Source organism: Saccharopolyspora sp. (assembly GCF_017434145.1).
Lineage (GTDB): Bacteria > Actinomycetota > Actinomycetes > Mycobacteriales > Pseudonocardiaceae > Saccharopolyspora_C > Saccharopolyspora_C galaxeae.
Map to the genome: position 1 here is coordinate 1 of NZ_JAFRFW010000844.1, position 9,177 is coordinate 9,177.

The 9,177-nt window shown below is 68.7% G+C and carries 9 protein-coding genes and 1 tRNA gene; 5 read left to right on the forward strand and 5 right to left on the reverse strand.

Features of this window, described 5'->3' with window-relative positions; genetic code table 11:
* Window positions 1-192 (reverse strand): sigma factor (locus IJH84_RS22990; RefSeq protein WP_295148900.1); only part of this gene is annotated, 192 nt, incomplete at its 3' end.
* Window positions 193-624: 432 nt separating this feature from the next.
* Between IJH84_RS22990 and IJH84_RS22995 the strand changes: the two genes are divergently transcribed.
* From IJH84_RS22995 to IJH84_RS23010, 4 genes are all read left to right on the forward strand, one after another.
* Window positions 625-1,449 (forward strand): LLM class F420-dependent oxidoreductase, encoded by an 825-nt coding sequence (locus IJH84_RS22995; RefSeq protein WP_200071018.1) that lies wholly within the window; start codon window positions 625-627, stop codon window positions 1,447-1,449.
* 296 nt (window positions 1,450-1,745) lie between these two features.
* Window positions 1,746-3,866, forward strand: a complete 2,121-nt coding sequence (locus tag IJH84_RS23000; RefSeq protein ID WP_295148911.1) for a carbon starvation CstA family protein — start codon at window positions 1,746-1,748, stop codon at window positions 3,864-3,866.
* On the forward strand, window positions 3,863-4,108 hold the full coding sequence (locus IJH84_RS23005) for a YbdD/YjiX family protein (RefSeq protein ID WP_295148903.1): 246 nt from the start codon (window positions 3,863-3,865) through the stop codon (window positions 4,106-4,108). Before IJH84_RS23000 ends, IJH84_RS23005 begins: the two co-directional genes overlap by 4 nt.
* A gap of 223 nt (window positions 4,109-4,331) precedes the next feature.
* A complete protein-coding gene (locus tag IJH84_RS23010; protein WP_295148905.1) occupies window positions 4,332-4,811 on the forward strand; it encodes a VOC family protein in 480 nt (159 codons plus the stop codon).
* Here IJH84_RS23010 and IJH84_RS23015 read toward each other — a convergent pair whose 3' ends face one another.
* The 3 genes from IJH84_RS23015 to IJH84_RS23025 form a co-directional block, all read right to left on the reverse strand.
* Window positions 4,812-5,423 (reverse strand): pyridoxamine 5'-phosphate oxidase family protein, encoded by a 612-nt coding sequence (locus tag IJH84_RS23015; protein ID WP_200071015.1) that lies wholly within the window; start codon window positions 5,421-5,423, stop codon window positions 4,812-4,814.
* A 114-nt stretch (window positions 5,424-5,537) separates the two neighbouring features.
* The gene (locus tag IJH84_RS23020) at window positions 5,538-5,960 is read right to left on the reverse strand and encodes a nuclear transport factor 2 family protein (protein ID WP_295148907.1); all 423 of its coding nucleotides are present in this window, start codon (window positions 5,958-5,960) and stop codon (window positions 5,538-5,540) included.
* A 28-nt stretch (window positions 5,961-5,988) separates the two neighbouring features.
* Window positions 5,989-7,107 (reverse strand): NDMA-dependent alcohol dehydrogenase, encoded by a 1,119-nt coding sequence (locus tag IJH84_RS23025; protein ID WP_200071013.1) that lies wholly within the window; start codon window positions 7,105-7,107, stop codon window positions 5,989-5,991.
* Between the two features lie 240 nt (window positions 7,108-7,347).
* Here IJH84_RS23025 and gdhA point away from each other — a divergent pair, with 240 nt between their 5' ends.
* Complete coding sequence (gdhA, locus tag IJH84_RS23030; protein WP_295148914.1) at window positions 7,348-8,691, forward strand: NADP-specific glutamate dehydrogenase; 1,344 nt, start codon at window positions 7,348-7,350, stop codon at window positions 8,689-8,691.
* Window positions 8,692-8,906: 215 nt separating this feature from the next.
* Here the strand turns inward: gdhA and IJH84_RS23035 are convergent.
* Window positions 8,907-8,980 (reverse strand) — tRNA-Ile (locus IJH84_RS23035).
* Between the last annotated feature and the right edge of the window lie 197 nt (window positions 8,981-9,177).

Below are 9,177 nucleotides of genomic sequence, written 5' to 3' on the forward strand. Positions count from 1 at the left end.
GTCGTGCAGCCGCGCGCGGGAGTCGTAGACCCGCACGAAGGCGTCCTGCACGATGTCCTCCGCGGCAGCCCGATCGTCCACGAGCAGCACCGCGATCCGCAGCAGTTGCCGGTAGTTGTCCTGGTAGAGCTCGGTCAGCTTGGTCGTCAGTTCATCCATGGCCGCCAGCCCGTCGCCCGGCCGGGCGGTCACGGGCAATGCGATCGAAACCGTCACATCTGTCCATGACGCCCAGACCTCCTTGGCGGTTGGCAGCCGACGCATACCGGTTTCGCAGCCGAGACGCCGACCGGTGGAGGAGGTCAGCTTATCGCCCGCCGAACGCGCGATTACGGAGTGGATCGCCTGGGACACCGCGGGTGCCGGATGGACGGGTCCTGTTCGGCCGGTCGCGGCAGGCCGAACGGCACCGCCCGGCGGTTGCGCACTGCCCCACCCGCACCGATCTGTCCGAATTGGACATACGCGACTCCGGTTGCGCGCGCTGGAGATCGACGATCTCCGGGACCACCGCGGCACCACCGACGCACCCGATGCCGCGGCGGTGGCGGTCGACTACCGTCGGCGAAGCAACCGGCGCGATCGGATGGGAGGATAGGCGGCCTCCCGGCCGCCTCAACGGCCATGAAATTCGGCATCTCGACGTTCAACACCGACGAGGGCATCGGCCCGGCGGAACTCGGTCGCGCGCTGGAGCAGCGCGGGTTCGACGCGATGTTCCTCGCCGAGCACACGCACATCCCGGTCAGCCGGGAGACCCCGTACCCGGGCGGCGGCGACCTGCCGCGGATGTACTACCGCACGCTGGACCCGTTCGTGAGCCTCACCGCGGCCGCGGCGGTCACCGACAACCTGCTGCTCGGGACCGGGATCGCGCTGATGATCGAGCGGGACCCGATCACCACCGCCAAGGAGGTCGCCAGCCTCGACCTGGTCTCCGGCGGGCGGGCGCTGTTCGGCATCGGCGCGGGCTGGAACCGCGAGGAGATGCGCAACCACGGCACCGACCCGCGCACCCGCGGCGCGCTGATGGACGAGCGGATCCGGGCCATGCGGGAGATCTGGACGAAGGACGAGGCCGAGTTCCACGGCGAGCACGTCGACTTCGACCCGATCTACGCGTGGCCGAAGCCGGTGCAGCGCCCGCACCCGCCGATCTACATCGGCGGCGAGAGCGACCGCGCGTTCCGGCGGGTGGCCGAGTACGGCGGCGGCTGGCTCCCGCGCGCAGGTGTCGAGAACCTCGGCGACCTGATCAGCAAGGTCCGCGACCAGGCGGGCTGGCGGGTTCCGGTTTCGCTGTACGCCGCGCCGCGCGAGGCGGTCGTGGAGGAGTACGAGCAGGCCGGGGTGGACCGGTTGCTGTTCTACCTGCCGACGGAGCCGCGCGACGAGTCGCTGGCGCGGCTGGACCAGTTCGCGTCCGTGGTGGCCAAGCACAACGGCTGAGCCGGGGCGGGGCCACCGGTGCGGCGGTGGCCCCGGCGCAACCTCCCCGGCCGCAAATGTGCGGGCGACCGGCGAAGTCTCTTACATCCCGATTACTTCCCGGTCTTCCACTGGACATCGAGGACATCGCAGGCAGATCCTTGCGACTGCTTTGCACATCAGTGCGATCAGATCAGCACGATGCGCCCGCGAAGATCGCGATCGCAGAACGGAGTCCGGGGACGGTGGCGAGCACGACGACAACGGCGACCCCAAGCGGCGGGTCACCGCAGCGACGCAAGTGGAGCCCTGCGCAGATCATCACGTGGGTGCTGGTGGCGGCGGTCGGCGCCGTCGCTTGGGGGGTCATCGCGATCAGCCGCGGCGAGGAGATCTCCGCCGCCTGGCTGGTGTTCGCCGCGCTGGCCTCGTACGCGATCGCCTACCGCTTCTACGCCCGGTTCATCGCGAAACGGGTGCTGCGGGTGGACGACACCCGCGCGACCCCCGCGGAACGGCTGAACAACGCGACCGACTTCCAGCCGACCGACCGCCGGGTGCTGTTCGGCCACCACTTCGCCGCGATCGCCGGTGCCGGGCCGCTGGTCGGCCCGGTGCTGGCCGCGCAGATGGGTTACCTGCCCGGCACGATCTGGATCATCGTCGGAGTCGTGTTCGCCGGTGCGGTGCAGGACATGGTGGTGCTGTTCTTCTCCACCCGGCGCAACGGGCGCAGCCTCGGGCAGATGGCCCGCGAGGAGATCGGCCCGGTCGGCGGTGCTGCGGCGCTGGTCGCGGTGCTCGCCATCATGATCATCCTGCTGGCGGTGCTGGCGCTGGTCGTGGTCGGCGCGCTGAAGGGCTCGCCGTGGGGCAGCTTCTCGATCGGCATGACGATCCCGATCGCGCTGTTCATGGGTTTCTACCTGCGCTACGTGCGGCCCGGCCGGATCATCGAGACCTCGATCATCGGCATCGTCCTGCTGCTGCTGAGCATCGTCGGCGGCAGCTGGGTCGCCGACTCCGCGCTGGCCGAGACGTTCACGCTCACCGGCAACGAGGTCGTGTTCGCGCTGATCGTCTATGGGTTCGTCGCCTCGGTGCTGCCGGTGTGGATGCTGCTGGCACCGCGGGACTACCTGAGCACGTTCATGAAGGTCGGCGTCATCGTGATGCTGGCGATCTCGATCGTGATCGCGATGCCCGCCATGAAGACCGAGGCGGTCACCGAGTTCGCCTGGAACGGCCAGGGGCCGGTGTTCGCGGGCGCGCTGTTCCCGTTCGTGTTCATCCAGATCGCCTGCGGCGCGCTGTCCGGCTTCCACGCGCTGGTGTCCTCCGGCACCACGCCGAAGCTGATCGAGAAGGAGTCGCAGGTCCGGGTCATCGGCTACGGCGGGATGCTCACCGAGTCCTTCGTGGCGATCATGGCGCTGGCCGCGGCCTGCATCATCGACCCCGGCATGTACTACGCGATGAACATGCCCAGCTCCGCGCTCGGCGACACCGTGCAATCCGCCTCGCAAGCCGTGGCCGGGGTCGGCTTCCAGATCAGCCCGGAGCAGCTCGCGGCAGCGGCCGCCGCGGTCGAGGAGCAGACCCTGGTCGGGCGCAGCGGCGGCGCACCGACTCTCGCGCTCGGCCTGTCCGATGTGTTCTCGCAGGTCATGGGCGGCGACGCGATGCGGGCGTTCTGGTACCACTTCGCGGTCATGTTCGAGGCGCTGTTCATCCTGACCACGGTGGACGCGGGCACCCGGGTCGGCCGGTTCATGCTGCAGGACACGGTCGGCAACGTGTGGAAGCGCTTCGGGGACGTGACCTGGAAGCCGGGCATCTGGCTGTCCAGCGCGGCGATCGTCGGCGGCTGGGGCTACTTCCTGTGGGCCGGGGTCAACGACCCGCTGGGCGGGATCAACCAGCTGTTCCCCCTGTTCGGCATCGCCAACCAGTTGCTCGCGGCGGTGGCGCTGGCGGTGGCCACCACGATCCTGATCAAGCGCGGGCGGGCTAAGTACGCCTGGGTGACGATCGTGCCGCTGGCCTGGGACGCGGTGGTGACGCTGACCGCGAGCTGGCAGAAGGTCTTCTCCCCCGACCCGAAGCTCGGCTTCTTCGCCCAGCGCGCCTCGTACCAGGCGGCGATCGATGCGGGCCAGACCAGCAAGGGATCGGCGAGCACCGTCGACGAGATGCACAAGGTGGTCACCAACTCCACTGTGGACGGTGTGCTCAGCGTGCTGTTCGCGGTGCTGATCATCATCGTGCTGGTGGACGCGATCCGGGTGTGGATCAAGGCGCTGCGCACGACCGAGCCGCTTCCGGACACCGAGGTGCCGCACACCGAGTCGCAGCTGTGGGCGCCGTCCGGGCTGATCCCCACCGCCGAGGAGCGGCAGCAGCAGCGCGAGCGCGCGGAAATCGGGGCGGGCACATGAGTTCGCCAGCAGGCGCACCCGGGGCGCGGGGTTCCGCGTCCCGGGCGGCTTGGGCCCGGTTCCGCAGCGCAGTGCGCTCGGGCTGGCAGATCCTGCGCGGCATCGTCGGCGAAACGGCCTACGAGCGGTACTTGGAGCACCACCGCGCGCACCACCCCGCCAGCACTCCGCTCGGCGAGCGGGAGTTCTGGCGGCGGCACGTCGATCGCGGCGACACGAATCCCGGTTCGCGCTGCTGCTGAGGGGACCCCGCTCCTCCGTGCGGCGCTGTTCCCGCTTCGCCCGGTCACGGCTCAGCTCGGGTGGTGCTGATCATTCGCAACGGCATCTTCCTCGGCCGGCTGCTGCTCGTAACGTTGCCCTGCTCTCGTGGTGCCGCCCCGACCGGTACCGCTGCCGTTCGCGATGAGTTTCCCCGGCCCGCGGAGTCCTCATCGGGACAACGCAGCTACGGGAGGCAAGCCCATGAACAAGATCACCGCGTGCCTGTGGTTCGACGGTCAGGCCGAGGAAGCCGCGGAGTTCTACACCTCGATATTCGAGGACGCCCGGATCGTCGAAGTCATGCGCAACGGCGAATCCGGGCCAGGACCGGCGGGCAGCGTGCTGACCGTCGAGTTCGAGCTGTTCGGGCGGCGATTCGTCGGGCTCAACGGCGGCCCGCTGTTCCACTTCACCGAAGCCATCTCGCTGATGGTGGACTGCGAGTCGCAGGAAGAGGTGGACCGGCGCACCGAGCAGCTGCTCGCGGGCGGCGGTGAGCAGGGACCGTGCGGCTGGCTCAAGGACCGCTTCGGGCTCTCCTGGCAGGTCGCGCCGCAGGAGCTGTTCGAGATGCTGCGCGACCCGGACCAGGCGCGCACCGACCGCCTCAAGCAGGCGATGTACACCATGCACAAGCTCGACGTGAAGGCCCTGCGCAAAGCCTACGAAGGCACCGCCTGATCACTCCCCGAGCCGGGCCCGCAGCGCTGCGTTCTCCGCTTCGAGCTGGTCCACGCGGTGGTTCAGCTTGGCCAGGTCGGCCGCGGAGTAGCGGTGCGGGATGTGCTTCGGGCAGTTCCAGTCGTAGCCCTCGACGTTGATCAGCACCAACCGTTCCACCCGGCCGTCGGTGCGCGGCTCGCTCAGCTCGGCGGTCAACGCCGGGTCGTCGTCGAGGCCGCGCACCTGCGCGCGCCCGAACAGCTTGAGCCTGGTGCGGTGCGCGTAGTCCATGAAGAACATGGCGACCCGGTCGTCGCCGCGCACGTTCCCGTCGGTGATGTACTGCCGATTCCCCCGCACGTCCGCGTACCCGAGCGTGCGGGGGTCGAGCACGTGCAGGAACCCGGGCGGACCGCCGCGGAACTGCACGTACGGCCAGCCGGTCGCACCGACGGTCGCGAGGTAGCAGCCGTCCCGCTCGCTGATGAACGCGGTCTCCCGCTCACCCAGCGGATCCGGGTCGGCGCCCACCGCCGAGCCCAGGTCCCTGCGGTGCGGTGGGCGGCTGCCCTGCTCCACCTGCATGTCCCGGACCGCGTCGGTGAACGCCACGCGCGCGTATCGACTCATTCCCGCCTCCTCGGACATCACGGTGCCAAGGCGGGTTCGCCGGTACAACGATCTCGGCGATGAACCGGCTCACAACATCGATTCCGGCGGCTTCCCGGAAAATGCGCCGCGCGCTCAACCGGGCATCTGCACCGTGGCGCCCATGGCCTTGGCGAAGACCATCGGGTCGAAGTACTCGGCGAAGCGCGAGATCAGGCCGTCCTGCACGGTGAACCACGAGATGTAGTTGTTCCGGTACGGCAGCCCGGTCGACCTGATCGTGGAGTCGCTGGTGTAGGTCGCGAGGTAGGTCGGCTCCCCCTCCAGCCTGGTGATCCGGTAGTCCCGGAAGTTCAGCGGCGTCACGAGCGAGAACATCCCGCTCATGGCCTCGGACACGGCGTCCTTGCCGGAGATCTCCTGCGGAATGCCCTCCGGGGCGAACGGCAGGAGCATGACGACTTGCGGATGGAACGTGGCGGTGAGGGCTTCGTGGTCCAGCTCCCCGACCGCGTCGAGGTAGCGGCGCACGACCTGCGCACCGTCTGCGATCCCCATCCGGACTCCTTCCCTCGGCGCCTGCGGATCAATCGAACATGATCACGCCGCGGATGTTCTTGCCTTCCCGCATGTCCGCGAACGCGCGGTTGATGTCGTGCAGGTCGTAGGTGCGGGTGATCAGCTCGTCGAGCTTGAACCGCCCGTTGCGGTACATGTCGGCGATCAGCGGGATGTCCGTGCGCGCGTTGGTCGTGCCGTAGAGCGAGCCCTGCAACCGCTTGCCGGACATCGCGAGGGTGAACAGGTTGATCTCGGTGCTGGTCTGGGCGACCGGGGCGGCGGAGGTCAGCACCAGCACGCCACCGCGTTTGGTCAGCACTTCCGCGGGCGCGAGCACGTCCGAGTAGCAAACCCCCACGGTGACGATCACCCGGTCGGCCATCTGCCCGTTGGTCAGGCCCTCGACGATCGAGGTGGCTTCGGCCGCGTCGGCGGCGGTGTGCGTGGCTCCGAACAGTGCGGCCTGGTCGCGCTTGTAGGAGACCGGGTCGACGGCCACGATGTTCTTCGCGCCGCGGTGCACCGCGCCCTGCACCGCGTTCATACCGACACCGCCGACGCCGAAGACGACGACCGTGTCACCGAGTTCGATCTCCGCGGCGTACACCGAGGAACCCCAGCCGGTCGGCACGCCGCAACCGATCAGCGCCGCCTTGTCCAGCGGGATGTCCTCGTCGATGCGCACCGCGGCGTCCAGCGGAGCCACGACGTAGGGGCTGAAGGTGCCCAGGTACGACATCGCCCCGACGCCTTGCCCGCGCGCGTGGACGCGTTTGGTGCCGTCCGGCGCGTAACCGGCGAGCACTCCGGCGCCGAGCGCGCACATGTTCGCCTTGCCTTTGACGCACATGTCGCAGTGCCCGCAGGACGGCAGGAAGGACAGCACGACGTGGTCGCCGACTTCGAGTTCGGTGACGCCGGGCCCGACCTCCTGCACCACGCCCGCGCCTTCGTGCCCGCCGAGGATCGGCTTCCAGTCCAGCGGCAGGTCGCCGGTGTCGAGGTGGTCGTCACTGTGGCAGATTCCGGAGGCGGCCAGCTTGACCAGCACTTCCCGTTCCTTCGGCGGGTCGAGCTCGATCTCCTCGACGCTCCAGCCGGATCGGGTGCCCGGTTCCCAGAGCAGGGCTCCTTCGGTCTTCATTCGGACTCCTTCGTCGCCGTTGACGGGAGCAAGCGTGACCGCGACCACACGGCAGGTCAAGGATTTTGATTATATTCATGATAATGATCTTGTCGCGGTGTCGCGAGCAGCTCCGAGCCGGGCGACTGGCCAGCGCGTCACCAGGAGTGAAAGGATGGCGAACGCTCAACAGTACGAGCGTTCTGCAACGACGCGTGCGCGCACTCACCGACGGAGGTGCGAACAGTGACCAGCCCTGACGTGAACGGCCTGCGCCTGACCGCCGAGATCTTCGGCTCCATTCAGGACCGCGACGGCCACCAGCCGGAGTTCAGCCAGGCGGTGCACGAGGTGCTGGAATCGCTGGAACCAGCGCTGAAGCGGCACCAGGACTACTTGGACGCCCGGGTTCTCGAACGGTTGTGCGAGCCGGAACGGCAGCTGATCTTCCGGGTGCCGTGGCAGGACGACTCGGGCGAGGTGCGCGTCAACCGCGGTTTCCGGGTGGAGTTCAACTCGGCGCTCGGCCCGTACAAGGGCGGGCTGCGGTTCCACCCGTCGGTGGATCTCGGCGTCGTCAAGTTCCTCGGCTTCGAGCAGATCTTCAAGAACGCGCTCACCGGCCTGCCGCTCGGCGGCGGCAAGGGCGGTTCGGACTTCGACCCGAAGGGCAAGTCGGACGCCGAGGTCATGCGGTTCTGCCAGTCGTTCATGACCGAGCTGCACCGGCACCTCGGTGAGTACACCGACGTGCCCGCCGGGGACATCGGCGTCGGCCGCCGCGAGATCGGCTACCTGTTCGGCCAGTACAAGCGCATCACGAACCGCTACGAGTCCGGGGTGCTCACCGGCAAGGGCCTCAACTGGGGCGGCTCGCAGGTGCGCACCGAGGCCACCGGCTACGGCACGGTGTACTTCGTGCAGGAGATGCTGCGCGCCCGCGGCAGCGGGTTCGACGGCAACCGGGTCGTGGTGTCCGGCTCCGGCAACGTCGCCATCTACGCGGCGAAGAAGTTGCACGAACTCGGCGGCACCGTGGTCGCGAGGTCCGACTCCGCCGGTTACGTCGTCGACGAGTCCGGCATCGACCTGGAACTGATCCGGGACATCAAGGAGATCCGCTCGGACCGCATCAAGGAGTACGCCGACCGGCAGTCCCGCGCCGAGTACGTGGACGGCGGTTCGATCTGGGACGTGCCGTGCGCAATTGCGCTGCCGTGCGCTACGCAGAACGAACTCGGCGGCGACGCGGCCACGACGCTGGTGCGAAACGGCGTCGTCGGGGTCGGCGAAGGCGCGAACATGCCGACCACGCCGGAGGGCATCAAGGTCTTCCAGGACGCCGGTATCGCGTTCGGACCCGGCAAGGCCGCCAACGCCGGCGGTGTCGCCACCTCGGGCCTGGAAATGCAGCAGAACGCTTCCCGCGACTCCTGGCATTTCGAGTACACCGACACGCGGCTGTCCGAGATCATGGCCGACATCCACCACGCCTGCCAGGAAACCGCGGAAACCTTCGACGCCCCCGGCAACTACGTCCTCGGCGCCAACATCGCCGGTTTCACCAAGGTCGCCGACACGATGCTGGACCTCGGCGTCATCTGAGCCAGGGCAATACCCACTCGTCTCGCGCCCCGCTTTCCCGACTGGCCCAACGGCCGGCGGGACCGCGGGGCGTTCGTGCATCCGCAGGCGCGCACCTCGAACCACGCGGCCGCCGCTGAGGGCGTGCAGGCAGGTTCGGGGAACTACTCGCACCCGGTCTCGCACCGGAGCGCGGCGATTCGATCTCGGCTTCAGTGTCGACGCAGGTCATGCGGTGGGGCAGGTGGGACTTGAACCCACGGCTGACGGATTATGAGTCCGCTGCTCTAACCTGCTGAGCTACTGCCCCCGATGGCGTGATGAAACGCTCCCCAGCGTGATCGTAGCGAGGGGTGGCGGTGGGTGGCGCAGCGGGTTGCTTGCACGACCGGGCGAAACGGTCGGGGGCCGGACGCAGTAAGGGCCGGCACCCCGCGGGGTGCCGGCCCGGTTCGCGGCGTTGTCACATGAAGGCGGTGACGTCGAAAGCGCCGGTCAGCTGTCCGA